General features: G+C 71.5%; 23 protein-coding genes. 12 read left to right on the plus strand and 11 right to left on the minus strand.

Translation table 11 applies throughout. The annotated features are described in order from the left end of the window. The first annotated feature begins 170 nt into the window (after window positions 1-170). From OG538_RS04130 to OG538_RS04160, 7 genes are all read left to right on the plus strand, one after another. Window positions 171-1,370: an ATP-binding protein gene (locus tag OG538_RS04130; RefSeq protein WP_406090230.1), complete on the plus strand. Its 1,200-nt coding sequence runs from the start codon at window positions 171-173 to the stop codon at window positions 1,368-1,370. Further along, window positions 1,367-1,765 (plus strand): roadblock/LC7 domain-containing protein, encoded by a 399-nt coding sequence (locus OG538_RS04135; RefSeq protein ID WP_406090231.1) that lies wholly within the window; start codon window positions 1,367-1,369, stop codon window positions 1,763-1,765. Before OG538_RS04130 ends, OG538_RS04135 begins: the two co-directional genes overlap by 4 nt. Beyond that, entirely contained in the window at window positions 1,762-2,163 is a 402-nt protein-coding gene (locus OG538_RS04140; protein WP_406090233.1) for a DUF742 domain-containing protein, read from the plus strand. The genes OG538_RS04135 and OG538_RS04140 overlap by 4 nt, the downstream gene beginning before the upstream one ends. Then, window positions 2,138-2,743 (plus strand): GTP-binding protein, encoded by a 606-nt coding sequence (locus OG538_RS04145; RefSeq protein ID WP_399302401.1) that lies wholly within the window; start codon window positions 2,138-2,140, stop codon window positions 2,741-2,743. The genes OG538_RS04140 and OG538_RS04145 overlap by 26 nt, the downstream gene beginning before the upstream one ends. Then, on the plus strand, window positions 2,740-4,086 hold the full coding sequence (locus tag OG538_RS04150; protein ID WP_406090235.1) for a cytochrome P450: 1,347 nt from the start codon (window positions 2,740-2,742) through the stop codon (window positions 4,084-4,086). The genes OG538_RS04145 and OG538_RS04150 overlap by 4 nt, the downstream gene beginning before the upstream one ends. A 265-nt stretch (window positions 4,087-4,351) precedes the next feature. Further along, a complete protein-coding gene (locus tag OG538_RS04155) occupies window positions 4,352-5,608 on the plus strand; it encodes a tryptophan dimethylallyltransferase family protein (RefSeq protein WP_406090237.1) in 1,257 nt (418 codons plus the stop codon). Continuing rightward, complete coding sequence (locus OG538_RS04160; RefSeq protein WP_406090239.1) at window positions 5,581-6,954, plus strand: tryptophanase; 1,374 nt, start codon at window positions 5,581-5,583, stop codon at window positions 6,952-6,954. Before OG538_RS04155 ends, OG538_RS04160 begins: the two co-directional genes overlap by 28 nt. Before the next feature lie 255 nt (window positions 6,955-7,209). On the opposite strand, the gene OG538_RS04165 is transcribed toward OG538_RS04160, so the two are convergent. Together OG538_RS04165 and OG538_RS04170 are read right to left on the minus strand one after the other, a co-directional pair. Beyond that, a complete protein-coding gene (locus tag OG538_RS04165) occupies window positions 7,210-7,422 on the minus strand; it encodes a hypothetical protein (protein WP_406090241.1) in 213 nt (70 codons plus the stop codon). Between the two features lie 106 nt (window positions 7,423-7,528). Continuing rightward, window positions 7,529-7,834: a 4a-hydroxytetrahydrobiopterin dehydratase gene (locus OG538_RS04170; RefSeq protein WP_406090243.1), complete on the minus strand. Its 306-nt coding sequence runs from the start codon at window positions 7,832-7,834 to the stop codon at window positions 7,529-7,531. Between the two features lie 61 nt (window positions 7,835-7,895). Between OG538_RS04170 and OG538_RS04175 the strand changes: the two genes are divergently transcribed. Then, the gene (locus OG538_RS04175) at window positions 7,896-8,705 is read left to right on the plus strand and encodes a helix-turn-helix domain-containing protein (protein WP_406090245.1); all 810 of its coding nucleotides are present in this window, start codon (window positions 7,896-7,898) and stop codon (window positions 8,703-8,705) included. On the opposite strand, the gene OG538_RS04180 is transcribed toward OG538_RS04175, so the two are convergent. The 7 genes from OG538_RS04180 to OG538_RS04210 all read right to left on the minus strand — a co-directional run bounded on the left by OG538_RS04180 (window position 8,691) and on the right by OG538_RS04210 (window position 18,805). Next, window positions 8,691-9,455 (minus strand): YoaK family protein, encoded by a 765-nt coding sequence (locus OG538_RS04180; protein WP_406099976.1) that lies wholly within the window; start codon window positions 9,453-9,455, stop codon window positions 8,691-8,693. The two genes, OG538_RS04175 and OG538_RS04180, sit on opposite strands and share 15 nt — an antisense overlap. A 203-nt stretch (window positions 9,456-9,658) precedes the next feature. Next, a complete protein-coding gene (gene secD, locus OG538_RS04185; RefSeq protein WP_406090247.1) occupies window positions 9,659-11,938 on the minus strand; it encodes a protein translocase subunit SecD in 2,280 nt (759 codons plus the stop codon). A gap of 51 nt (window positions 11,939-11,989) precedes the next feature. Then, on the minus strand, window positions 11,990-12,556 hold the full coding sequence (locus tag OG538_RS04190) for a hypothetical protein (RefSeq protein ID WP_406090249.1): 567 nt from the start codon (window positions 12,554-12,556) through the stop codon (window positions 11,990-11,992). A gap of 80 nt (window positions 12,557-12,636) precedes the next feature. Beyond that, window positions 12,637-13,476 (minus strand): rod shape-determining protein, encoded by an 840-nt coding sequence (locus OG538_RS04195; RefSeq protein WP_406090251.1) that lies wholly within the window; start codon window positions 13,474-13,476, stop codon window positions 12,637-12,639. A 590-nt stretch (window positions 13,477-14,066) separates the two neighbouring features. Further along, window positions 14,067-16,169, minus strand: a complete 2,103-nt coding sequence (gene ligA / locus OG538_RS04200; protein WP_406090253.1) for an NAD-dependent DNA ligase LigA — start codon at window positions 16,167-16,169, stop codon at window positions 14,067-14,069. 47 nt (window positions 16,170-16,216) lie between these two features. Continuing rightward, window positions 16,217-18,292 (minus strand): alkaline phosphatase family protein, encoded by a 2,076-nt coding sequence (locus OG538_RS04205; protein WP_406090255.1) that lies wholly within the window; start codon window positions 18,290-18,292, stop codon window positions 16,217-16,219. A 108-nt stretch (window positions 18,293-18,400) separates the two neighbouring features. Next, window positions 18,401-18,805, minus strand: coding sequence for a hypothetical protein (locus tag OG538_RS04210; RefSeq protein WP_406090257.1), 405 nt, complete (start codon window positions 18,803-18,805; stop codon window positions 18,401-18,403). 339 nt (window positions 18,806-19,144) lie between these two features. Between OG538_RS04210 and OG538_RS04215 the strand changes: the two genes are divergently transcribed. Beyond that, complete coding sequence (locus OG538_RS04215; RefSeq protein WP_406090259.1) at window positions 19,145-19,927, plus strand: MBL fold metallo-hydrolase; 783 nt, start codon at window positions 19,145-19,147, stop codon at window positions 19,925-19,927. Beyond that, window positions 19,927-20,553: a DedA family protein gene (locus OG538_RS04220; RefSeq protein ID WP_406099977.1), complete on the plus strand. Its 627-nt coding sequence runs from the start codon at window positions 19,927-19,929 to the stop codon at window positions 20,551-20,553. The genes OG538_RS04215 and OG538_RS04220 overlap by 1 nt, the downstream gene beginning before the upstream one ends. Window positions 20,554-20,568: 15 nt before the next feature. On the opposite strand, the gene OG538_RS04225 is transcribed toward OG538_RS04220, so the two are convergent. Together OG538_RS04225 and OG538_RS04230 are read right to left on the minus strand one after the other, a co-directional pair. Further along, complete coding sequence (locus OG538_RS04225; RefSeq protein WP_406090261.1) at window positions 20,569-21,633, minus strand: MBL fold metallo-hydrolase; 1,065 nt, start codon at window positions 21,631-21,633, stop codon at window positions 20,569-20,571. A gap of 38 nt (window positions 21,634-21,671) precedes the next feature. Next, on the minus strand, window positions 21,672-22,922 hold the full coding sequence (locus tag OG538_RS04230; RefSeq protein ID WP_406090263.1) for an aminotransferase class I/II-fold pyridoxal phosphate-dependent enzyme: 1,251 nt from the start codon (window positions 22,920-22,922) through the stop codon (window positions 21,672-21,674). Window positions 22,923-23,187: 265 nt separating this feature from the next. Between OG538_RS04230 and OG538_RS04235 the strand changes: the two genes are divergently transcribed. Next, window positions 23,188-24,342, plus strand: coding sequence for a mandelate racemase/muconate lactonizing enzyme family protein (locus OG538_RS04235; protein ID WP_406090265.1), 1,155 nt, complete (start codon window positions 23,188-23,190; stop codon window positions 24,340-24,342). Beyond that, window positions 24,339-25,367 (plus strand): zinc-binding dehydrogenase, encoded by a 1,029-nt coding sequence (locus OG538_RS04240; protein ID WP_406090267.1) that lies wholly within the window; start codon window positions 24,339-24,341, stop codon window positions 25,365-25,367. Before OG538_RS04235 ends, OG538_RS04240 begins: the two co-directional genes overlap by 4 nt. Window positions 25,368-25,399 lie beyond the last annotated feature (32 nt).

The raw sequence follows: 25,399 nt of genomic DNA on the forward strand, positions 1-25,399 counted from the left end.
AGAGTCTCATGATCATTCGGTGATACGCTTGCGTGCACATGCCACGTGCGCTTTCGCCTTGGCATGGCTACAGCCAGGGGGGCTCTCCGGGCGGTGACGTCTGCCCACAGCCGAGGGTCCGCTTGGACAGATTTCGAGAGCTGGACTCCAACCGCTCAATAGAGAGTCACATGACAAATTTTTGGCAGGATCCGACAGTCTGGGCGCTTGCCGTCGCCGTCGCTGTCGCCGCCACGGTAATCACTCGTCAGCGAAAAGCGATCAAGGCTCTACATCGTCAAAAGCATGGCCTTCAGGGTGAGCTGACCACATCGCAGGGCAGGGCCGCCGGCCTCGAGTCCACCGTCACCGAGCTGCGCAGCGGCTACGACGAGGTGGTCCGCCAGGCCAAGGAAGAGGCGGAGGGGGCCACAAACACCGTACTGAAGTCGGCCATGCGGACCCTTCAAGGCCTCGCCGCGGAGCAGCAGCGGGCCATCTCCGGGCTGCAGAAGAAGTACGGCGACTCGGGCGTGTTGCGGGACATGCTGGACATCGACCACATGAACTCGCAATTCAACCGGCGCGCGCAGTCCATTGCCGTGCTGTGCGGCGGGTGGCTCGGCCGGCAGCGGGAAGCCGCATCGGTCTATGACGTGATCCGCGGAGCGCAGGGCCGTATCCGGCACTACCAGCGCATCGAAATCGCCTCACGGGTCGATTTCGCGGTGACCAGCCGTGCCGTCGAACCGATCGCGCTGACGGTGGCCGAACTGCTCGACAACGCGACCAGCTATTCCGAGCCGTCCACCATGGTCGAGGTCGAGGTGCGGACGGTGCCCCGGGGCATCTGCATCGTGATCGACGACGCCGGTGTCGGCATGAGCGAGGAAGAACGGACGAACGCCACCGCTCTGCTGTCCAGCGGATCCGCGGTGAGCGTTTCGGAGCTCGGCAACCCTCCCGCGTTCGGTTTCGCGGTGATCGGTGCCCTGTGTGCGCGGTTCGGGTTCACGGTCGCCATCGACAGCACCTCTCCCTACGGCGGCGTCCGCGCAGTGGTGATGGTGCCGAAGGAGTTGCTGACCGAGATGCCCGAGCCCAAGACGCCCACTACCACGCAAGAAGTCAATGCCGCTGCCGCGAGCCGCGAATCGGCTCCTGCGGCGACAGAGGGCGGGCTGCCCCGGCGACGGAACAAGCGCGGCATGGCGCTCGTGCCGGACGGCGGCCGCAGGTCCGATGAAGCGCCGCCGGCCCGGTCAGCAGAGGCACGGGTGGCGGCCATGGGTGCGTTTCAGCGCGGCACTCTCAGCGGCCGAGGTGCGGGGGTACCGGCCGCCGAAGGTGACAGCACTGCCGATTCACACGAAGGATTCGATGCCCCGTGAGCGACAACCTGTCCTGGATGCTCGAGGACGCGCTGCAGATTCCGCATGCTCTCCACGCGGTCCTGATTTCTGCCGACGGCCTCCAGATATCCCGTACCGCGGAGATCGACAGGGGCGATGCCGACAAGGTGGCCGCCGCCGTCTCCGGCCTGCAGTCGCTCAGCCGGGCCGTCAGCTTCTTCTGCGGTGAGCACGGAGCGAACTGGCGCCAGACCCTCATCGAGTTCGACGGGGGCTGGGTGTTCCTGAACGCCGCGGGCGGCGGCAGCTACCTTGCCGTGGCGGCGTCGGCCGAGGTCGACATGCAGGACATCACGTACCGGATGCAGCAGCTGGTCAGCCGGCTGGGCAAGGCGATGTCGACCGGCCTTCGCGGCGACACGGTCACCTCATGACGGAACCCGGCCGTCCCGAGCCCGAGCCCGAGCCCGAGTTCATGTCCGAGGCCGGAGGATTAGTCCGGCCCTACGTCATCACCCGTGGCCGTGACCTGCCCGATGAGGGCGAGTTCGCCCTCATCACTCTCGTCACGACGGCCGACGACGAGCAGCAGCGACCCCAGCGGCTCTCGCCCGAGGAGCAGCAGATCCTGGACGTGTGCTCAAGTGGCTACCTCTCGGTCGCTGAGATATCCGCGCACTCCCAGCAGCCGCTCGGGGTGGTCAGGGTGCTGCTCAGTTCCCTCGCCGAGGGGGGCTATCTCCTGACCCGGGCGCCGGTGCCCTCGGCCCGTCCCACCAACAAGGCCTTGCTCAAGGAGGTGCTCGATGGCCTCAAGGCTCTCACTGTCTGAGGACGCCTACGTGCCCAGCGGCGCACAGCAGACAGCAGTGAAAATCCTGGTCGTCGGGCATTTCGCCGTCGGCAAGACCACCCTGATCGGCTCACTTTCCGAAATCACGCCGTTGTCCACCGAGGAGCGGATGACGACGCTCTCCGAGCGCGTCGACGACCTCAAAGGCGTTCAGGGAAAGACCACCACCACCGTCGCCCTGGACTTCGGCCGGCTGACGCTGAGCGAGCGCATCGTTCTGTATCTGTTCGGCTCCCCCGGACAGCAGCGCTTCGTGAGTCTGTGGGACGACACGGCCCGCGGAGCACTGGGCGCCCTGGTCCTGGTGGACCCCGAACGCCTGGCCGACTCCTTCGACATCATGGATCTGGTCGAGAGCTACGGCCTCGATTTCGCCGTGGCCATCAATCACTTCGACGGCAGTACGGTCCACACCCCGGAGGAAGTCCGGGAGGCGCTCGACCTGCTGCCCGACACCCCCGTCGTCACCGTCGACGCACGCGACGAGAAGTCGTCCGTCGACGCCCTGATCACCTTGGTCCGCTATCTGCACGAGCGCGCCGACCTGGAGCACGCATGACAACCCCCTCAGTACCTCCGCCCGGCTGCCCCGCACACGGCAGCGGACAGCGCATACCCCTGGACAGCGCAGAGTTCGCTGCCAATCCGCACGCGTACTACCGCTACATGCGCGAGCTCGGTCCCACCGCGCCGGTCACCATCGCCCCCGGCGTGGAGGCGACGCTGGTGACCGATTACAACGCGGCTCTGGAACTGCTGCAGGATTCGACGACCTTCCGCAAGGACTCACGCCGCTGGCGTGCACTGGCCGAGGGGTGCGTCCGCCCCGACAGCCCGGTCCTGCCGCTGCTGGCCTACCGTCCGAACGCGATGTTCACCGACGGCGCCGAGCATGTGCGGCTGCGGCAGGCCATCACCGACTCCTTCGCCCGCGTCAGCAACAAGCGGCTGAGCCGGATCGTCGGCCAGGCAGCCCAGTTCCTGATCAACCAGTTCAGCGCCCGCGGCAGCGCCGACCTGCTCCGCGACTACGCACAGCAGCTCCCGCTGTACGTGTTCAACGAGCTGTTCGGCTGCCCGGCAGAGATCGGCGACCGGGTGCTGTTCGGCATCTCCGGCATGTTCGACGGAGTCAACGCCGAGGCGGCCAGCCAGGTCCTGCTCGGAGCGGTCGGCGAACTGGTGGCGCTCAAGCGCGCCCAGCCCGGGGAGGACATCACGTCCTACCTGATGCAGCACCCGGCGCAGCTGAACGACGAGGAACTGGCACACACGCTGGTATTGCTCCTCGGTGCGGGCGGCGAGCCGGAGGGCAACCTGATCAGCAACGCTTTCTACACGATGCTGACCAACGAGGAGTTCGCGCGCCTGGGGCAGTTCGACAAGGCTGTGGACGACACTCTGTGGCGCAACGCGCCGATGTCCAACTATGCGCCCCATTACCCGGTGGTCGACACGGACGTGGCCGGCGACAAGGTGCGCGCCGGTGACCTGGTGCTGGTGTCCTTCGGCGCCGCCAACACGGCGCTCGCGGACCGCGGTGCCGACACGCGCGGTCACCTCGCCTGGAGCGCGGGCCCGCACGCCTGCCCGTCGAAGGAGCCGGCCAGGCTGATCGCCCTGACGGGCCTGGAGACGCTGTTCAACGCCCTGCCCGACGTTGAACTCGCCGTTCCCGCGGACAGCCTCACCTGGCGGCCCGGCCCCTTCAACCGGGCCCTGACCTCCCTGCCCGTCCGGTTCAGCGCAGTCACCCCGCGCGCCGCGGCCGCACCGGAGCCGACGGCCGTGCCCCGCTACCAGGCGCCCCCCGTCGCGGCCGCACCCGCGGCCGCGGCGCCGCAGCTCACCGGCAGGGCGGGGCGCTGGAGCAGCTTCACGAGGTGGCTGACGGGCCAGTAGCCCACACCCCCTGTGATGCATGTGACACAGGCAGTTGAGGTAGCCTGCATGAAAGATCAACTTCCTGGGTAGGACGGCGCGGAGTGTCTGGAGTGACACAAGATGAAGGAGAGGCAGTGGACCTCGCAAGCATCTCCGCGCCCCCATCCGCGAGCGCCCGACCGGGCCCACGGCGCACCACCCGCAGCAGACGGAACCCGTACGGGGGCGGCGACCCCGACCAACCGCAGGACCGAATACCCGCCGCTCCCGGCGGAGGCACACGATGACCTTCCTCCCTGACCCCGGCATACCGGCGACCAGCCCCGGTGAGGCGACGCTCGGCGACCACGTACTCGGTCAACTGCGGCGCCTGGGCGCCACCGTGGGCCTGTGCGAGACGGACACCGAGCTGTACGGACAGGTCCTGATCGACTCCCTCGCAGACGCCGCCCACCGGCCGCTTTACCTGCCGCCGGCTTCGCCCACCTTCCTCTCCGATGACCACACCCCCGTCGAGTTCTCACTCGCCAGCACTCCGGGCGCCGCCCCGGCCCTGCGGGTGCTCGTGGAGCCCGGGTGGGCCCACAGCGACATGGTCGGCAGCGGCCGCGCCGGGCTTGCGGCCATCCGCGCAATGGCCGCCCGCTGGGGCTTCGCCACCGACCAACTCAACGCCCTGGTCGACCTGTTCTTCCCCGAGGCAGCCCAGGGCCCCCTGGCCCTGTGGTACGCGCTCGATCTGCGCGCCGGAGGGGTCCCAGGGGTCAAGGTCTACCTGAACCCCTCCGCCTCCGGCCCGGAAAGCGCGGCCCGCACCGTGCGCGAGGCACTGCGGCGGCTCGGCTACGGCCAGGCCTTCGAGCAACTGCCCCCGGCGGCCGGCTATCCGTTCCTCGCTCTGGACCTGGGCGCCTGGACATCCCCCCGCGTCAAGGTCTACGTGAGCCACCCGCACATGTCAGCCGATGACGCCTGCGCGCTCAGCCGTACCTCCGGAGCCACAGCGGCCGACATCCGCTACTTCTTCCACGCGGCCGCAGGCTCCCTCGCGCCGTCCGAACGCGGCGGAAACGACACCCCGCGACTGATGCGGCGGCCGGCGCTCACCTGCCACTCCTTCACCGAAGGCGACAGCAACCCGAGCGGCTTCACGCTCCACATTCCCGTTCGCGACTATGTGCGCGACGACGAAGAGGCCCTCGCCCGCGCCACAGCTCTGCTGACCCGGGCCGGCATGGACCCCACCGTCCTGAACCGAAGTCTGGGAGCGCTCACACAGCGAACCCTCGCCGACGGCGTGGGGCTGATCGCCTACCTGGCCCTGGTGTACGAGCGCAACCGGCCGCCCCGGCTCACCGCCTACCTGAGTTCCGAGACCTACCGCGTCCGGCCGCCGCAGGAGCAGTACCCGCGGGGCCCCTGGGCGCCTGCGCAACGCACCCAGAGCGTCCTGGACCTCGGGCACCAGGCCGCCGGCCACGTCAGCCCGCACACCGCACAGAAGGAAGTCACGTGGAGCCCTACCGCATCAAGGTCGTAGAACCTCTTGCTTTCACCACCAGGGAGGAGCGCGAGGCCGCGCTGAAGCGGGTCGCCTACAACCCCTTCGATCTGCGGGCCGACGAAGTCACCATCGACCTGCTGAGCGATTCCGGGACCGGTGCCATCTCCGCAGACCAACTCGCCGCAGGAATGCAGGGCGACGAGTCCTACGCCGGCAGCCGCTCCTTCTACCGGTGGCACGAGGTCGTCTCCGAACTCACTGGCTACCCCCACATCCTGCCGGCCCACCAAGGCCGCGCGGCCGAGCGCATCCTCTTCTCCTCGCTGCTGCGGCCCGGCACGAGCGTGCTGTCCAACACGCACTTCGACACCACCCGCGCCAACGTCGAACTGACTGGCTGCACGGCGTACGACCTGCCCTGCGCCGAGGCGAAGGACCTCGACAGCGATTTTCCGTTCAAGGGCAACATCGACCTGATCGCCCTCGAACAGGCCCTGGAGAACGCGGACCAAAGGCCCGTTGCGGCCGTGCTGATGACCATCACCAACAACGGTGGCGGGGGCCAGCCGGTCAGCATGGAAAACCTGCACCGCACCGCCGAACTGTGTCGCCGTCACCACGTGCCGATGATCCTCGACGCGGCCCGGTTCGCGGAGAACGCCTGGCTCGTGACCCAGCGCGAACCCGGCTATGCCGACCGCACACCGCGCCAGGTTGCCGAGGAAGCGTTCCGCCTCGCCGACGGCTGCGTCATGAGCGCGAAGAAGGACGGGATCGTCCACATCGGCGGCTTCATCGGCCTGAAGGACGCGGAACTCGCCGAGCGGTGCGGGGGTCTGCTCATCGCCACCGAAGGATTCACCACCTACGGCGGTCTGTCCGGACGTGACCTCGACATGATGGCCCGCGGCCTCCTCGAAGTGACCGAGCCGGCCTACCTCGCCGAGCGTGCCGACATAGCCGCCCATCTCGCCGCGCGCATCCGCGAAGCCGGCGTCGACATCGTGGAACCCGCCGGTCTGCACGCCCTCTACGTCAACGCCGGGCGCCTCCTGCCCCACATCCCCCAGCACCAGTACCCCGGCACCGCACTCGTCTGTGAGCTCTACCTGCGCGGAGGTATCCGCTCGGCGGAGCTGGGGTCGCTGTACCTCGGTGAAGAGGACGAGCACGGCAACCCTGTCAAGACGGCGCCCTACGAACTTGTACGGCTGGCTCTCCCCCGGCGGGTCTACACCCGCAGCCATTACGACCACGTCGCCGCCACCCTGGCAGATATCGCGAAGAATCCTGAATCGGTCCGTGGCTACCGGGTTACAAGCCAGTCCCCGATCCTCCGCCACTTCAGCATCAAACTGGAGCCCGTGAAGTCCGGCGACTGATCAGAACTCTTCGTTCGTGCACCGTCAACGGTCGCGGGTTCGGCGTTCTTCAGCTCCGCGTTCTCGTCGCTGTCATGCTGTTCCGGGGCTCCCGTGGGCCCCGGAACAGCATGACCCGCCGGCATGGACTCCGGATTTCATCGGCGGCCCGGTGGAAGAAAGCCCCTCCCCTCACCCAAGGGCTGTCCCGTGGCCGCCGCACTGTCACTGGACCGGCACAGCCGAAAGGACCGTTCTTCCTCGCGGTCGAGATTCTCAGCCGAGGAGGTCCAGGGTGCCGTCGACCGGGCAGTGAAGGCCGACCGAAAGGTGCCGGGCTCGGCCGTCAGCTCCGAGACCGTACCCGAGTGCCACCTGGAAGACGTCATGCCCGTCGGGGCACACGGGATCGGGCCGCGCAACCGACGGAGCGAGGGTGAAGGACAGCTCGCCGGAGTACAGCTCTCCGCCCTCCATCCCGCGGGGCACGCAGCATCCCTCGCAGAAGCACTCGTTGCCGGCCACGTCGAAGGTGTCCGCATCGCACTGCGCGCAGCCGGCGGGGGCAGTGACGACTCGGCCCGGCGGGCGGGCCCTACTCCGCGCCGTGTCCCGGGGCGACGGCCTCGACCCTGGCGGCCAGGGTCAGGTCCTTCTCGGTGACCTTTCCTCCCGCGTCGTGGGAGTTCACCTGCAGGGCGACGGTGTTGTAACCGAGCGTCAGATCGGAGTGATGGTTCAACTCATCCTGGATCTGCGCGATATGCAGGGTGAGTCCGGCGGCGGCGAAATGCGACGGGAGGTGGAAGGTGCGGGTGATCCGGTCCCCTTCCAGCGTCCAGCCGGGCAGCTCGCGCAGCCGGTTCTCGATCTCTTCCCTGGGCAGCGGTGCGGCAGGCATGTGGCGGCTCCCTCACTAAGGTCTGGCCGGTCAACGATGCCGGTGACGTTACGGTCTCCCCATGACAACTGTCGCGCTTGACACGGGGATAGGGCCGCTGCTGCGCAGCTGGCGGGAGCGGCGCCGGATCAGCCAGCTGGAGCTGGCGCTGCGGGCCGACTCCTCGGCCCGGCACATCTCCTTCATCGAAACGGGCCGCTCCCGCCCCAGCGAGGAGATGGTGCTGCGGCTCGCCGGCCATCTGGACGTGCCGATGCGGGAACGCAACGCCCTGCTGGTGATGGCCGGTTACGCTCCGCGCTTCACCGAGACCGCGCTCGACGACCCGGCGATGGGTGCGCTGCGCGAGGGCATGGACCGGCTGCTCCAGGGCTACGACCCGTATCCCGCGTTCGTCGTCGACGGCCTGTACACCGTGGTGGCGGCCAATCGGGGGATGACCCGGATGCTGGACGGAGTGCCGGAGCACCTGCTCGCTCCACCGCTGAACGCGATGCGGCTCACGCTGCACCCGGAGGGGCTGGCCCCCCGGATCCGAAATCTGCGGGAGTGGCGGGCCGATCTGCTGGCCCAGATGGAGCGCCAGATCGCCCTGGTCCGTTCGGCGGAGCTGCGTGCGCTGTACGAGGAGGTCGCGGGCTATCCCGTACCGGCGGAGGCGGACGACGACAGGGGCTGGGCCGAGCCTTCGTCCTCGGTTCCCTTCGCCCTGCCTCTGGTCATCGAGCACGGCGGGCAGGTGCTCTCCTTCGTCGCGTCCATCGCGACGTTCAACACTCCGATGGACGTGACGGTCTCGGAACTGGCCATCGAGACGCTGCTGCCGGCCGACGCCGCCACCGCCACGTATCTGCGCTCACTCTCTTGCTGAGCTCACCCGCTTGCTGACGACGGGCCGTGCCCACGGGGCATCCGCCCCGGCCAGAACGTACGCCGCCAGGCACACCAGGGCAAGGATCGCCACGGCCAGCAGCAACGGCAGGATCGGATGCCCGTGCAGGACGGCGACTGCCCCGACGAGGGCTCCGGCCATCATGGCGGCGGCTGAGAGGACCCGGCGGCCCGCTTTGCTGCCCGGTCCTCCGGCGAGCCGGCCGTCGGAGGCGATGCCGGTGATGGTCAGGGTCAGCACGGTCGTCGTGAGATCAGGCACGGCGAGCGCCCGCGCGACGGCGTTCTGAAGACCGAGGCCCAGGGCGAGCAGGGCGACGAGGGTGAAGCGCACGCCGCCGGTGTACGGGCTGCCCGAGAAGAGCGTGACGATCAGTGCGGCCAGGACGCACGCCGTCTCGGCGCACAGTGCGTGCAGCAGCATGCGGCCACGGTGGGAGTGGGACCGGTGGACGATCCGTCCTCCGGCCACCGCCCCGGCCACGAATGCGCCGAGGGCGACGAACGAGGCCGCCAGCGAGAATCCCGGAGCTCCGGCGAACGCGAACCCGGCGAAGACCACGTTGCCCGTCATGTTCGCGACGAAGACCCGGCCGAGTTCCAGATAGCTGACGGCGTCGACCAGCCCGGTGACGACGGTCAGGGCGATCATCAGCGGCGGCAACGGCCCGTGCCGGTCGTTCATGTCCGGTACGAGGGTGGTCCATGCCTCACGCAGCACTACGGGCACGGGCATGGACACGAGCGCGCTCCGATCGCGGGGAGGGTGATCAGGATTGTGCCGTCGTGCCCCGCGCCGCGTGCCCCGGCCGACGCGCGTCGCCCCCGCGTCGCTCGAACGGCGCAGGGGCGACGGACCGGCAGCCGGTGGTGCCGGCGAAGGACACGGTCCAGGGGTCTGGAGGGAATCGAGGTGCTGCTTCCCTGCGACCCCTAGACGCGTGCCCCGTTGTCGAGCAGGTCCCGGCGCCCGGCACGGGACTTCCTGCGCGGGCCGCGGGCGGGCGGCGGGGCCTTGCTGCTGCGCTCCAGAACGAGGGCGGCCGGGACCGCGGTCATGACCGAGGAGTACGTGCCGACGACGATGCCGATCAACAGGGCGAGGGCGAAGTCCGCAAGGGAGTCACCGCCCAGCACCGCCAGTGCGACGAGGATGAAGAGCGCACCCATACCGGTGTTGACGGTTCTGGGAACGGTCTGCAGCACGGCCCGGTTCGCGATCTCGGAGAGGGGCTGTCTGCGGGCCTTCGCCCACAGTTCCCTGACCCGGTCGAAGACCACGACCGAGTCGTTGACGGAATACCCGATGACGGTGAGGAGCGCCGCCAGGAAAATGCCGTCGACGGTGCGGCCCAGCCAGGCGAAGGCTCCGACCAGGATGATGACGTCGTGGACGAGCGCCCCGACGGAGGCCACAGCGAACGTCCAGCGAAACCGGATCGCCAGATAGCCCAGTTGGACGAGCACGGCGATGGCCAGGGCGATCAGGGCGTTACGCCTCAGTTCGTCGCCGAGACTGGGGCCGATGAGTTCGTCGCGGACCTTGGTGGTCTCGCCGCCCTCCGCGGCGAGGGCTGCCCGCAGCGCGTGTTCGCCGTCGTTGTCGAGGTCCCCCGTGCGCACCGAGATGTCGCCGGCACCCGCCGTGGTGACCTCGGCGTCGCCGAAGCCCGCGCCGGCCAGAGCGGTGCGGGCGCTCTCCACGTCGACGGGGCGGCTGGTGGCGTACTCGACGAGCCGGCCGCCGGTGAACTCGACCCCGAGGTTGATGCCGCGCACCAGGATGCCCGCCACCGCGACCGCGATGAGGACGGTGGAGATCAGCAGCCAGCGTCGCGGGAAGCGCATCAGTTGTGGATCGCGGCGTGCGATCCAGGTACGGACCCGGCCGGGGCTCGCGATGCCGTTGACGCCTCGGTAGTCGCTGACGAACCGGGACCGGGCGGCCGTCTCCGTGAGGGCGCGGGCGATGACGAGCGCGGAGAACATCGATGCGAGGACGCCGATGCCGAGCGTGACTCCGAAGCCCTTGACCGGCCCGGAGCCGAGGAAGAAGAGCAGTCCGGCCGCGATGAGCGTCGTCACGTTGGAGTCGGCGACGGCGCTCCAGGCGTGACGGAAACCGGCGGTGAGCGAGGTGTGCAGGGTTCTGCCCCGGCGAAGTGCGTGTTCCTCTCTGGCCCGTTCGAAGACGAGTACGTTCGCGTCGACGGCCATCCCGATGGCCAGGACGAACCCGGCGAGTCCGGGCAGGGTGAGGGTGACGCCTAGCGCGACCAGCGCGGCGTACGAGATCACCCCGTAGGCGCCGAGGGCCACGGCGGCGAGGGCGCCGAAGAGCCGGTAGACGACGGTGATGAACAGCGCCGTCAACGCGGCGCCGATGAGCGCCGCGCGGGCGCTGGCGTCGATAGCGGCGGCGCCGAGCGTCGGACCGACCGTCCGCTGTTCGACGATCTCCACGGGCACGGGCAGGGCGCCGCCCTGGATCAGCAGAGCGAGTTCACGGGCCTCGTCGGCGCTGAAGGACCCGGTGATCCGGGTGGATCCGGAAGGCAGGCCCGTGTTGCACGCGACGGTCGGGGATACCTGTGGCGAGGAGATCACCTTGTCGTCGAGGACGATGGCGACACGGCGGCGCTCGTCCTGGACGGGGTGGCAGGCCGCTTTTCCGGTCAGCCGGGTCCAGTCCCTGCCGGCGTCCTTGTGGAAGTCGAGGGACACCGACCATCCCGCGCCCTGCTGGGCGTCGAAGGCGGCGGATGCCTCCTTGACTCCCGCGCCGGAGATCTCGGCGGGGCCGAGCGCGAGCGTGCGGCCCTCTTCGTCGGGGAGGGCGAGCCCGTCACCGGCCGGGGAGCCGGGGCCCCGTACGACGTGGAAGGTGAGCTGAGCGGTCTTGCCGATGACGTCGGCGGCCTTGCGCGGATCCTGGACGTCCGGGAGTTCGACGATGATCCGGTCCTCGCCGGAACGGGTCAGGGTCGGCTCCGTGACACCGAGCGCGTCGATGCGCTTGCGCAGCACCTCGAGAGTGCGATCGGTACTGTCCCGATCGGCCTTGGCGGTGCCGGAGTCCTTGGCCTGCAGCACCATGCGGGTGCCGCCCTGGAGATCGAGGCCGAGTCTGGGGGACATGGTCAGCGTGATGAGCACGGAGACGAGCAGCACGGCCGCAGCCAGAACTGCCCGCACCGTGGTGGCGCGGGTCATGCGTGTTTCCTCCGAGGGGCGGCCGGACACGGCCCGGCGCCCCGAAGGGCACTAGGACGGCGGGAGCGGCACGGCGGGGATGGGGGTCGGGACCCGTGAAGGGTCCCCGGGCCGGTGAACGGCGGCCCTCGGAGGTCCGCGCACGCCGGGGAGCGCGGCGCGGAATCGGTCGGCTGCCGCGGAGCGGGTGGCGGTCGCGGAGCCGGGGCCGGGGTGCGGGGGCGGGAGCCCGGGCGGGAGCGCCGGCAGGGAGCCGGGGCCGGGCGGTGGCAGCTGCTGCGGGGTACGGGGATGCTCTGCGGCGGCCCATGGCTGCGGGCCCGTAGCCGGTGCGGGAGCAGGGGCGCCCGCGGCGGTGACCGCGCCGGTGCGGCGCATGGCCCCCCGGGGGTCGCGGTCGCCCGGTGTCCGGCCGGCCGGGTGGGCCCGCAGGGTGCGGTCGGCACGGAGGGAGCGGTCGAGGGGGACGGCTGACGGTCTGCCCACCGCCGGTCCGCCGGCGAGGAGCGTCGGTCCGGCCGGCGAACGGGTGGGGAAGCCGTCGCCGCCGGCCGCGGGCGCGCCGCCCACGACGGTGAGGACGGCGAGGAGCAGTGCGGCAAGGAACTGCCGTGCCACCCCCGCGCGTCCGCCGTGTGACGGAGCGTCCTGCCTGCTCCCGGGAGGCGCGTTCCCCCGGGGCGGCCCCGGGAGCGGGGTCACCGGGATCGGCCGGGCAGGGCCGAGGTGTGGCGGAGCACGGAGCTGAGGATCAGCCCGGCACCGCGCACGACCGTGGTCGCCGGATCGTCCGAGAGCCTCACAGGGGCGCCGAGGCGCAGCGCGATCCGGTTGGTGATGTCCGGGCGCAGCGCACCGCCTCCGGCGAGCAGCGGACCCCTGCGCAGGGCTCCGAGCATCGCGCCGTGTCGGTCCTGGTGCCACATGCTCATGACCATGTCCAGGACGGCCCGGACGACGCCGGTGGGTGCCTCGCCTGGTTCCAGGTCGCTGGTCCCCGTCTCGGCCAGGCGGGCGTCACGGACCCTTCCGTCGACGAGCAGGGTCGTCTCGGTCAGCTCCGCGCCGATGTCGATGACGAGGACAGGGCCGCTGTCCTGCGGTCCGGCGCAGGCGGCAGCGGCCCTCGCACTGTCCAGAACGATGACGCTCGACGGGCCGAGCGCGGTGAGGAGGTCCCGGGCGGCGGCGCGGTGCCCGGATCCGGCGAGGACGGGGTGGCTGAGGACGATCACCGTGTCACTGCGGTCGGCGCCCAGGGCCGCGTCGGCGATCCGGCCGAGCAACCGGGCGCAGGAATCCGTGTCGACGATGCGTCCGCGCCGTACGGGGCGGCTGCCGTGCCGGTAGTCACCGGCCGGGTCGGATCCGGTGTCCGCGACGATGCCCTGCCCAGGCATCCAGGCGCGCGTGCGCGAACTGCCCAGATCGAACGCGAGTCCGCGGGTGGGAATGTGGTGCTGTGGATGCCGCCGGAGCTGCTGGTGCTGCCGGTGAACGGAGCGACTGTGTCGCTGTCCGTCGCGCAAAGAACGCATCGCCCCTCACCCCCGGCCCGCCACGGCGGCCGTTCACACACCCATTGACCCGCTGATAGCGAGGCATGACCGAACCCTCACTATGCAATAGGGAGGCAAAGAAAGCCACTCCCGCACCGGATCGAAGGCCTCGGCGGAGCGGGAGGGTGCGGCGGCCACGGGACGGGGCGCCGGCGGTGCCTGGCTCCTTGTTGCGCCGCACGCGCGGACACCCCGCGCGCATGCCGGGATCATCAGTCCTGAGAGGGCCGGAATCAGGGCCGCCGTCCGGTGCTCGATCCACTTCCCCGCACACGTCCAAGAAGTCGGCTGCTGGTCGCCGTTCAGGGTGCTTCGGGCCTGAGTCGCGACTGCGCCGGGACCGCTCCGGGCCGGGGTGGGGTGCCCGTGACGCGAAGAGGTCATGCTCGAACCCGGCATCGCGGACCCATGGCGAACGCTCGGTCCCAGCACCTCGGCCCACGGGGCGCACAGGGCCCACGCCCCCGGCCGCCGGGCACGCAGCGGCCCCGCGCACCCCGGCCAGCCGGGGCGCAGTGGCCCACGCACCGCGGCCGCCGGATGCCCCCGCGGCTCCGGCGGCCGCGGTGTCACACCTCGGACGGCAGGAACTGCGCGATCAGCTCGGCGAATTCCCCCGGCTCGGCGATCCGCACGCCCAGGTCCTCCGCCTTGGTGCGCTTGGAGCCCGCCTTCTCGCCGGCCACCAGGAGGGTCGTGCGCTTGGACACGCTGGAGGAGGACTTCCCGCCGGCGCGCTCGATCAGCTCGTTCATCTGGTTGCGCGAGAGTTTCTCCAGGGCCCCCGTCATCGCTCCGGTGACCACCACGGTCATCCCGTCCAGCGGCTTCCCGTCCGCGCCCTCGCCGTCCGCTGCCGTGCCGTCCTCCTCGCCCGGCTCCGGCGGCGGCGTCGCGCCCGGTTCGGTCATGGTCAGCCCGGCGGCGACGAGCTTCTCGATGAGCGGGGCGAGCTCCACCAACTCGGCGACGACGCCTGCGGCCTTCTCCTTTCCGATGCCGTCGACGCGCTGGAGCGTCTCGGCGTCGGCGGCTCTGATCCGGTCCATGTCCGCGAAGTAGCGGGCGATACGCCGGGACATGGAGCGCCCGGTGCCCCGCACCCCCAGGGCGCAGAAGACCCGGGAGAGCGGCTGTGCCCGCGCCGCGTCGATGGCGGCGAGGAGATTGTCGGTGCTGGTCTCGCCCATTCGCTCCAGGGCGAGCAGCTGTCCGCGTTCCAGGACGAAAAGGTCGGCGAAGTCGGCGACCAGTCCTGCGTCGACGAGCTGGACCACCCGGGTCGCGCCGAGACCTTCGATGTCGAGTTGGTCGCGCCCCGCCGCATAGGAGATGGAGGCCACCAGGCGGCAGTTGCGGCCTCGGACGCAGCGCCAGCGCTGCTCGCTGGTGTCGATCTCGGAACCGCACTGCGGACAGGCCTCGGGGAAGACGACGGGCTTCTCTTCGCCGGTCCGCAGGTGGGCGACGGGGGCCTCGATGCGGGGGATGATGTCGCCCGCCTTGTAGACCATCACGTGATCGCCGATGCGCAGGTCCCGGCGGGTGATGTCGGCAGGGTTGTGCAGCGTGGCATAGCTGACGGTCGATCCGTCGATCTCGACCGGTTCCAGCACGGCGCGCGGTGCGATGATGCCGGTACGGCCCACGTTCCACTCGACACCGAGCAGGCGGGTGACCTTCTCGACGGCCGGCAGCTTGTACGCGATCGCCCAGCGCGGTGCCCGGGTGCCGGAGCCCGCGTCGCGCTGGTCGGCGGCGAGGTCCGCCTTGATGACGATGCCGTCGATCCCGAAGGGCAACGTGGCACGCAGTGAGGCGACTTCCTCGACCCGCGCCTGGACGTCCTCGACGGTGCTGACGGTGCGCGGCGCCACCGCCGTGTCGGCCGCGGTGTGCACGCCGAGGTCCGCTACACGTCCGAGGATCTCGCTGTGGGGCAGCTCGGCCAGCGTGGCGGTGAGCTCCCCCGAGTCGGGCAGCGCCAGGGCGCCGTACGCGAAGAACGTCATCTCCACCGTGTAGGGGCGGTCCTTGGCACGCAGGGTGCCCGCCGCGCCGTTGCGGGCGTTGGCGAAGGGCGCGCCGCCGTGTTCGGTGCGCAGGGTGTTGGCCTGCTCGAACTGCTCGGTCGTCATCAGGATCTCGCCGCGCATCTCGATCGTAACGGGCTCGGCGAGCTGCCGGGGCAGTCCGACGACGGTGCCGATCGCATGCGACACGTCCTCGCCCGCCGTGCCGTCGCCGCGCGTGATCAGCTGCTCCAGCCGGCCTGCACGGTAACGGGCGGCGACCGCGAGGCCGTCGAGCTTCGGCTCGACGCTCCAGGCAGTGACCGGCCGGCTGATCCGGCGCTCCAGCGAGGCGGTCCAGGTGGCGAACTGCTCGGCCGAGAAGACGTTGTCCAGGGACAGCATCGGGACGGTGTGCGGCACGTCCCCGACCGCGGCGCCTCCGGCCACCTTGCCGGTCGGCGAACCGGCCAGCACGTCCTGCGGGTGGTCCTCCTCGTACGCGGCGATCCCGCGCGCCAGCCGGTCGTACGCATCGTCGTCGAGCGTGCTCTCGCCCGTGGCGTAGTACGCGGCGGCGGCCTGCGACGCTTCTTCGACCGCGGCGGCGTAGGCGGCGGTATCGGCGAGCACAACAGCTGAGTTCGTCATGCCCCCCATCCTGCCGTCCACCACTGACATTGATGCTGGCCGGCAGCCGGGTGACGTCATTCGCTCCGCACCGGCACCTGCGGTCCCGAGGCCTCGCGCAGCCAGCTCCTCAGGACCCGGTGCACGGCTTCCGCGCCGACCAGTTCGGCCGGCCGCTCGCCGCCCTCGGCCACCGCGGCGTCCAGCGGGTCGGACAGGCCGCGCGGCCACAGCAGGAACGGCCGGGACTGCTCGCCGCCCAGGCCGCCGTGGGAGCCGATCTGCTCCTCGAAGGCGTGCACGCTGCCGGTCCCCGGGTCGTGCATCGAGTTGACCATCACATCGGCCACGTGCGGGAAGGTGTCGGTGCGCCGGACGGCGTCGGCCGCGCCCGGGCCGAAGGGGGCCAGCGGGCCCTGCCCGTCCTTCAGTTCCGCCACGGGAACCCGTGCGCCGCCGCGTCCCAGCACCACCGATCCGTCGCTCTCGCTGCGGACGAGCAGGAATCCGATGCCGGGGTGGTTGGCGAGCGTGCTGAGCAGCGCCGGGTGCCGACGGTCGAGTTGCTCCTGCGAGGCTCGGCCGTCGATGTCGGGGAAGGAGATGAGGCCGAGGTTGCCGGACGCGAGGACGACCGGGTCGGAGGCCTTCGCCACCTGCTTCTTCTCGCCTTCGGCGACCGGGCGGTGGAGCGCGATCCGGACCGCGTCGCGCGCCTCGGAGCCGCTCCGGGTGCGCTGGGCCCTGCGGGGCACCGGCAGCCCGCTGCCCGCCCGCACCAGATCCTTGAGCGTCAGGCCGTACGCCCCCGAGAAGGTCTCGCCCGGGCTCTGTCCGTGGTCGGACAGGAGCACGACGCGGTAGGTCCGCGGGGTGTGTTCGGCGACCTTGACGATCAGGGCGAGCGAGCGGTCCAGCCGGGCAAGGACCTTCTCGGCGTCCCGGCTGCGCGGCCCCGAGTGGTGGGCCACCTCGTCGTACGCGACGAGGTCGGCGTAGACGGCGGTCCGTCCGGCGAACATGTCCCCTATGACGGCGGCGACCACCACATCGCGTTCGACGACGGTCGCGAAGGCCCGGATGAAGGGGTAGAGCCCGCCGCGCTTGATCCGGGGCGTCTGCTTGCGGATCCGGGCCCGGGTCGACTGCCCGATCTCGCGGCCGACCTCGGCGACGAAGGAGAGCGCGGTGCGGACGGCGTTGGCGGGGTCGGAGAAGTAGGCGAAGTATCCGGCCCTGGAGCGTCGGCCCTTGCCGCGCCGGGCGGCCATCGACAGGACGAGGGCGAGCTGGTCGGCGCCGCCGCTGAAGAGATTGCCGCGGCTGGCCCCGTCGAGGGTCAGCAGTCCGCCGTCGTGGGTGCGCACGATGGCGCGGCGCTGTAGTTCGAGGGCGCTCGCCGGTCTGCTGGAGACCATGATGTCGCCGGTCTCCTTCTCGTACCAGCGGAAGGCGGGGACGTCGTGGTTGCTGCCGTGCAGGATGCCGAGCTGGCTGGCACCGGTCTGGCTGGACCAGTCGGTGCGCCACGGGGTGAGCCGGTGTCCCTCGGTGTCGGCCAGCCAGTGCGCGACGGTCGGCATGAGGCCTTCCGCGGCGGCCTGGGCGAGGACGTCGTGACCGACGCCGTCGAGCTGTATGAAGACGGTGCCGGGCGGCCCCTCGCCGTCTGCCCCGCCCGTGCCGCTGCGCCGGCGGCGCCGTTCGGCCAGGCGCGAGAGCCTGCGGGTGTACGCGTTGTCGTCACGGACGGCGAGCGCCGTGGAGGTCGCGGAGGCGACGGCGGACATGACGGCCGCGACGACGACGGCCGTCTCCGGGGCGGCGGCGCCCCTGCCGTCCGGGATGAGGCGCAGCGCGATCAGGAGCAGCGAGCCGTTGAGGAAGAAGACCAGCATGCCGAGGACGAGGGCCGGCACGATGAGCAGAGCGCGTACGAGCACGGGCCAGACCAGCGCCGAGAGAAGACCGAACGCCCCGGCGCCCCAGGCCGCGGTGAACGCGGTCTTGGTCACGCTGTCGCCGTCGTCCGACTGGAGCTGGAAGTCCGGCAGAATCCCGGCGAGCGCCAGCATGGTGAGCGTCGAGACCGCCCACACCACGATCACTCGCATCAGGGCGCTTCCGGCTGATCGCCATCGCCCGTCACCCACGCCGCTGCCACCTCACGTCCGGGTCCCGCCGTTCCGGGCCCTGCCCCAGCCTTTCACAGCGAATACCGCTCGCCGTGGCCCCCTGTGCGGGGTGGGCGTCCCGGGGGCTCAGCAGCCGTCGTAGCCGGCGGTCGGCATGGAGAGTCTGCGGTGCACGCTGGCTTTCGTACCGGAGCTGTACTGCGGTTCGTCGAGATCGGCGATCTCCAGGCGTACGCCGCGCCGCTCGCACTCCGCGGCGAACTGCGGCACCGAGGCGACGGCCCGGGCGAGCACCCGGTCGGTGGGGGCGACGAAGAGTTCGACCTCGCCGCCCTCGATGTCGGCCCACAGCGCCTGGTGGTCGGGGCGCAGTCCGTAGAGGCGCAGCTGCCGGGTGACGACGTAGCCCTGGTCGGCTGCCCATCGGGCGCACATGGCGTGCTGGCTTCGGGTGTCCACGAGGAACGGATCGCTGTCGAGTTCCTCCAGCGGCGTGAGACTGGCGATGGCCGCCACCCGTACGTCCCCCATGACCATCCCCCGTGCTAGGTGTTCCCCGACCCTACCGGCCGGATTCCCCTGCCAGAAGGCGCACGTCAGGGCGGTAGGGGGGCGCACGAGCGCAGGTGCACGCGCCGGGCCCAAGGCCGAGAGGCTGCCGGTGACCGGCGAGCGGTATGCCGACGCGGCCCGGTGCCTGCGATTGCGGGACGCCGGGCCGTCCTGCCGGCGGAGCCGCTCGGGTATTCCGGCCACGCGCGAAGCATGCGGGCCGGGGCGCGGCCGCCCGATCACCGGTCCCCCGGCAGGCACCGCGGTGCCGTCCGCCCCGTAGGCTCGACGGCAGGTCCGGAGAACGGGAGGCTGCACGTGCCGGTGGAAGTCACCTGGTGGGGTCATGCCACCTGCACGATCGAGGACTCCGGTGTGCGGGTCCTGACGGACCCCCTTTTCGTACGGCGCTTCGCGCATCTGCGCCGGCGCCGCGGTGAGCTGCCCGGCCCGGATGCCGCGGTCGCCGATGTCGTCCTGATCTCGCATCTGCACTCCGACCATCTGCATCTGCCGTCCCTGGCCCGCATCGCCCCCGGCGCCCGGCTGATCGTCCCGCTGGGGGCGGTCCGCGCGGTTCCGGGGCTGCGCGTGCTGCGCAGGATGCGCGGGCTGCGCATCACCGAGGTGGCGGCGGGCGACGAGGTGGGCGTGGGCACGGTACGCGTCAGGGCCGTGCCGGCGCTGCACGACGGGCGGCGCCTCCCGTTCGGACCGCACCGCTCCCCCGCCCTCGGTTACGTCGTGGAGGGCGAGGCGCGCACGTACTTCGCCGGGGACACCGGGCTCTTCGACGACATGGCGGAAGCGGTCGGTCCGGTGGACGTGGCCCTGCTGCCGGTCGGCGGCTGGGGGCCGTATCTGGGCCACAGCCATCTCGACGCGACACGCGCCGCCGAGGCGCTGGCCCGGATCGCGCCGCGGGCGGCCGTGCCGGTGCACTACGGCACGTACTGGCCCATCGGGATGGACGGGATCCGCCCGCACGAGTTCCACTCACCGGGTGACGAGTTCGTCCGCCAGGCGGCTCTGAGGGCGCCTCAGGTGGCGGTGCACCGGCTGGAGCACGGCGAGCACGTGCGGCCGGGGGCCACCGGGTGATACACGAGTTCCTGAGGCAGGCGACGCAGGTGCCCACGGAGTCGACGCAGCAGGCCGTCGGCTACCCCTCGCTGTTCCTTCTGGTGGCGCTCGGTGCCCTGGTGCCGGTGGTGCCGACGGGCGCCCTGGTGAGTTCGGCGGCCGTGGTGGCGTTCCATCAGTCGTCGCCGTTCGCGCTGTTGATCGTGTTCGCCGTGGCGTCGTCGGCGGCGTTCCTCGGAGACGTCTGCCTGTACTGGCTGGGGCAGCGCGGGGTGCGGTCGAAGAACGGTTCCAAGTGGCTGCGGGCGATCAGTGACCGGGCCGCGCCGGAGCGGCTCGCGCAGGCTCAGCAGAAGCTCGACGAGCACGGGGCGACGGTGCTGGTGCTGTCCCGGCTGGTGCCGGCGGGGCGGATCCCGGTGATGCTGGCGTGTCTGCTGGGCCGGATGCCGCTCAGGCGGTTCGCCCGGGGTGATGTGCCGGCGTGTCTGGCCTGGGCCGCCACGTACCAGCTGATCGGGATCCTCGGCGGCTCGCTGTTCCCGGAGCCCTGGCAGGGCGTGGTGGCGGCGGTGGGCCTGACGCTGCTGATCAGCGGGGCCCCGGCGGTGTGGCACAGGCTGCGGGCGTGGACCGGCCGGTGACCGCAGGGGCCCGGGTCAGCCGCTGACCGTACGCGGTTCGCTCGTCGTGTCGAGGATGCGTGAGCCGCCGATCGGCAGGTCCCAGAGCCGCTCACGCGGATGGCCGGCCCGCCGCCACGCGGTGCGCAGCCGGGTGAGCGGTTCGAGTACGGGCTCCGCGGAGAGGAGGAAGGTCGCCCAGTGCATGGGCGCCATGGCGCGTGCGCCGAGATCCTCGTACGCCTGTACGGCCTCCTCCGGGTCGGCGTGGACGTCCGCGAGCCACCAGCGCGGTTCGTACGCCCCGATCGGCAGCAGGGCGAGGTCGATGCCGGGGTGTCGGCGGCCGATCTCCGTGAACCAGTGGCCGTAACCGGTGTCCCCGGCGAAGTAGATCCGCTGCCCGCGGCCCGGCCCGGCGGTGTCCTCGATCACCCAGCCGCCCCAGAGTGAGCGGCAGGTGTCGGTGAGGGTGCGCTTGGACCAGTGGTGCGAGGGCACGAAGTCGAAGCGGACGCCGTCCAGTTCCGCCGACTCCCACCAGTCGAGCTCGGTGACGCAGCCGAAGCCGCGGCGACGGCACCAGCGGCCCAGCCCGGCCGGGACGAACAGGGGGGTGTGCCGGGGCAGCCGGCGCAGGGTCGGTGCGTCGAGGTGGTCGTAGTGGTTGTGGCTGATGACGACGGCGTCGACCCTCGGCAGGTCCTCCCAGCGGACCCCGACGGGGGTGATCCGGGCCGGGGTGCCGAGGATGCGGCGGGACCAGACGGGGTCGGCGAGCACGGTCAGTCCGCCGGTACGGATGATCCAGCTGGCGTGTCCGGCCCAGGTGACGCAGGTGGTTCCGGCCGGAGCGGCGGGAAGCGGCCCGGGGGCGTACGGAAGCCGGTGGATGCCGCGCAGTCCCTCGGCGTTGGGCCGGATGGAGTGTTCCCGGGCCAGCCGGGACATACCCATGACACCGGGCAGGGGCGCGGTGAGCCGGTCGGCGAAGCTGCCGGGCCAGGACCGCACCTCTCCGAGCGGGCGAGGGGCGACCACCTCACCGCAGGAGACACGCCGCGGGCGCCGGGCGAGGGAGCGCTCCGTCTGTTCCGTCATCGAGGGACTCCCGTCTCGGAGTGCGTCGGCGCAGCGCGTCAGCGGAGTTCGTCGAGGGCTGCTCGGAACATGCTCAGGGCTGCCGCGACATGCGGCAATTCGAGGGGCTCAGCCGCGGCCAGGGACTCCGTCTGCTGCCGCGGGTTCGCCCCGAGCAGGGGTCCGGTGCCCAGCCGTACCCGCAACGCGCCCAGTTCGTCCCCGAAGCGGTGGCCGCCGGGGACCGGTGCGCCCAGCCGGTCCGTCAGGTACTCCTCCAGTTCCAGCGAGTCCGTGACCCCACGGGCGACCAGGCGGGAGCGGAGGGGGCCGAGGTCCGCGTACAGGTGACGGCCCGCCTGCGGGGGCCTGGCCAGCGCGCCGGAGGCGAGGACCGCCCGGTGGGCCGCCGCGGCGACCCGGGCCTGGAGCGCGGCGGCCCGGCGCACGCGTTCGGTGACGGCGTCCGGTTCGCGCAGCGCGTGCGCGGCCGCCGCCGCGACCGGGCCGGCGACGAGGGCGCCGAGCGCGGTGAGGATGTCGAGGGTGCGGGCGTGGCGCACCGCCGACCGCCTGGTGTCCGGGAACCGGGCGACCGCGACCGGCCAGGCGGACGGGGTGAGCGCGCCCGCCAGGTCGGAGACGACGGTCACGTCGTCGGGGCACATCTCGGCCGGGCTGAGCAGCACCGTGTCGTGCGGCCGGTGCAGGGTGTCGCGCCACGTCTCGTCGCTGATGATGTGCAGTCCCTCGGCGACGGCCGCCTCGCACGCCTCACGCACCAGTTCCGGCGGGGCGACCGTGGCAGTGGGGTCGTCGACGACGGAGATCAGCAGCAGCCGCGGCCTGCCTCCCTCGGCACGGACCCGGCGCACGGTCTCCAGCAGGGCGTACGGGTCGGGCACACCGCCGCATTCGGCGGGGGTCGGCACGTGGTAGGCGGGCCTGCCCAGCAGCCGGGCCTGCGGGATCCAGGAGGCGGGGCAGGGGCGCGGCATCAGCACGTCGCCGCCGTGGGCGGCGATCAGGGCGAGGATCAGCGGGGAGGCGCCCGGCGCCGCGGCGATGTGTTCCGGTCCGCCGCGCAGTCCGCGCCGGTCCCAGTAGGCGCGGGCCGCCTCGCGCAGGCCCGCCGAGCCGCCGGCCGGTTCGGGTTCGCCGCCGCCCGCCGCGGCCCCCAGCACCTCGGCCAGCTCGGGCAGGACCGGCAGTCCGGGGTCCGGCGCGGGCGGTCCGTACCGTACGGGGCCGCGGTCCTCCCGGACCCCGGGCGCGCCGCGCCCCTGACGTCCGGTCCGCTCCCGGCCCATCCGGGCCTCCTTCGCCGCCGCTCGGTCACCCCGGCCGTCGCACGGGCCGTGTCCGCCCCTTTATACGAGGGAATGGAGCGAGGCGCCTGCGCTACCGCGAAGCCGTTCGGGCGGCGGTAGCACGGCCCCGTCAGGGGTGCCCGGCAGTCAGGGAACCGCACCACACCACGACAGCCCCATTGACACTCGCCCCGCCACGTTATTACGGTCACGCCAGGATTTCGAACGAGTGCCGAAATATCGAACAAGTCGAGGGGCAACTCCCGTGCGTATCACCGGAATCAGCACACATGTGGTCGGAACACCCTGGCGCAACCTCACCTATGTGCAGGTCCATACCGACGAAGGTCTCACCGGCGTGGGCGAGACCCGCATGCTCGGCCGCACCGACGCGCTCATCGGCTATCTGCGTGAAGCGGAAGCCAATCACATCGCCGGTTCGGACCCCTTCGCCGTGGAGGACCTGGTAGGCCGGATGAAGTACGGCGACTACGGGCGGGCCGGCGAGATCGTGATGTCCGGCATCGCTGTCGTCGAGATGGCCTGCTGGGACATCAAGGGCAAGGCGCTCGGCGTCCCCGTCTGGCAGTTGCTCGGCGGGAAGGTCACCGACCGGGTCAAGGCGTACGCCAACGGCTGGTACACCACCGAGCGGACTCCGGAGGCCTACCACAAGGCCGCGTCGGCAGTCGTCGCGCGCGGCTACCGGGCGCTGAAGATCGACCCGTTCGGGACGGGCCACTTCGAGCTGGGCCAGGAGGAGACCCGGTATTCGGTGTCACTCATCGAGGCGGTCAGGGACGCCATCGGCCCGGACACGGAACTGATGCTGGAGATGCACGGGCGCTTCAGCCCCTCGACGGCGGTGCGGATCGCCCACGAGATGGCGCCGTTCCGGCCGGCCTGGCTGGAGGAGCCGGTGCCCCCGGAGAACCTCAAGGCGCTCGCCAAGGTGGCGGGCAAGGTCGACATGCCGATCGCGACCGGTGAGCGCATCCACGACCGCATCGAGTTCCGCGAGCTCTTCGAGTCGCAGGCCGTCGACATCATCCAGCCGGACGTCGGCCACATCGGCGGCATCCTGGAGACCCGCAAACTCGCCGCGACGGCCGAGACCCACTACATGCTGATCGCCCCGCACAACGTCGGCGGCTCGGTGCTGACGGCGGCCAGCCTCCAGGTCGCGGGCTGCACACCCAACTTCAAGATCCTTGAACACTTCAATGACTTCGCGGACGCCGACATCAAGAAGGTCGTACGCGGTGCCCCGCAGGTCGACCCCGAGACCGGCTGTTTCGAGCTCTCGGACGCCCCGGGTCTGGGTGTGGAGCTCGATGTGGACGCGGCCGCCGAATTCCCGCAGCAGCAGGCCCGGTTCGACCTGTGGGCCGACGGCTGGGAGAAGAGGCAGCCCAAGTGAGCGAGGAAGCCGCCCGCTCGCGGGCGATCAGGATCGACCGGCCGGGCGCGCACCGGCTGACGGTCGGCCCGGTCGTGGAGCCCGGCCCGGGCGAGGTCCGCGTGCGGGTGGCCGCGGCCGGGATCTGCATGAGCGACCGGGAGGTGTACGACGGCCACCGCGATGCGGGCTATGTCCGCTACCCGGTGGTGCCCGGCCATGAATGGTCGGGGACCGTCGAGGCCGTGGGGGCGGGCGTCGATCCCGCCCTGACCGGCCGTCGCACGGTGGCCGAGGGATTCCGTTCCTGCGGGAGCTGCGAGCGGTGCCGGAGCGGCGAGACGTCGCTGTGCACCTCGGGGTACGACGAGACGGGCTTCACCCGGCCCGGGGCGTTCGCCGACCATGTCGTGGTGCCCGCACGGCTGTTGCACCCGTTGGCCGACGACGCCGACCTGCGCGCCGCCGCACTGCTGGAGCCCGCGGCCGTGGTCGCCGCGGCGGTGCGGGCCGGGTCACCGGAGCCGGGCGAGAGGATCGCGGTCGTGGGCGCCGGAACGCTCGGGCTGCTCGCGGTCCAGTTGCTCGCCGCGGTGTCCCCCGGAAAGCTGACGGTGATCGACCCGCGGGACGAACGGGCCCGCCAGGCACTGCTCTTCGGGGCGAGCGAGGCGCTGGCGCCCAAGGAGGCCGCGGAGGTGGGCGGCCGGTACGACCTGGTGGTGGAGACGGCCGGGGCCGCGACCACCGCCGCCGACGCCTGCCTGCTCGCGCGGCGCGGCGGCCGGGTCGTGCTCACGGGGATGTTCGCGCCGGGGGCCGTCGGCATCGACCCGGTGCACCTGTCACTCAGCCAGCTGACGGTGCGCAGCGTGTTCGGGGCGTCCTCCGCGTCCTGGTCGTACGCGGTGCGGGCGTTCACCGCGGGGCTGCTCGATCCGGGGGCACTGATCACGCACGAGTTCCCGCTGGAACGATTCGCGGAAGCCGTGGCGCTGGTCGGTGGCGGCGACTCCGGGACGGGCAAGGTGCTGATGCGCCCTTAGGGCCTTTCGTCCGGATCAGGCCGGGCCGCAGG

This window comes from Streptomyces sp. NBC_01013, from assembly GCF_045162765.1.
GTDB lineage: Bacteria > Actinomycetota > Actinomycetes > Streptomycetales > Streptomycetaceae > Streptomyces.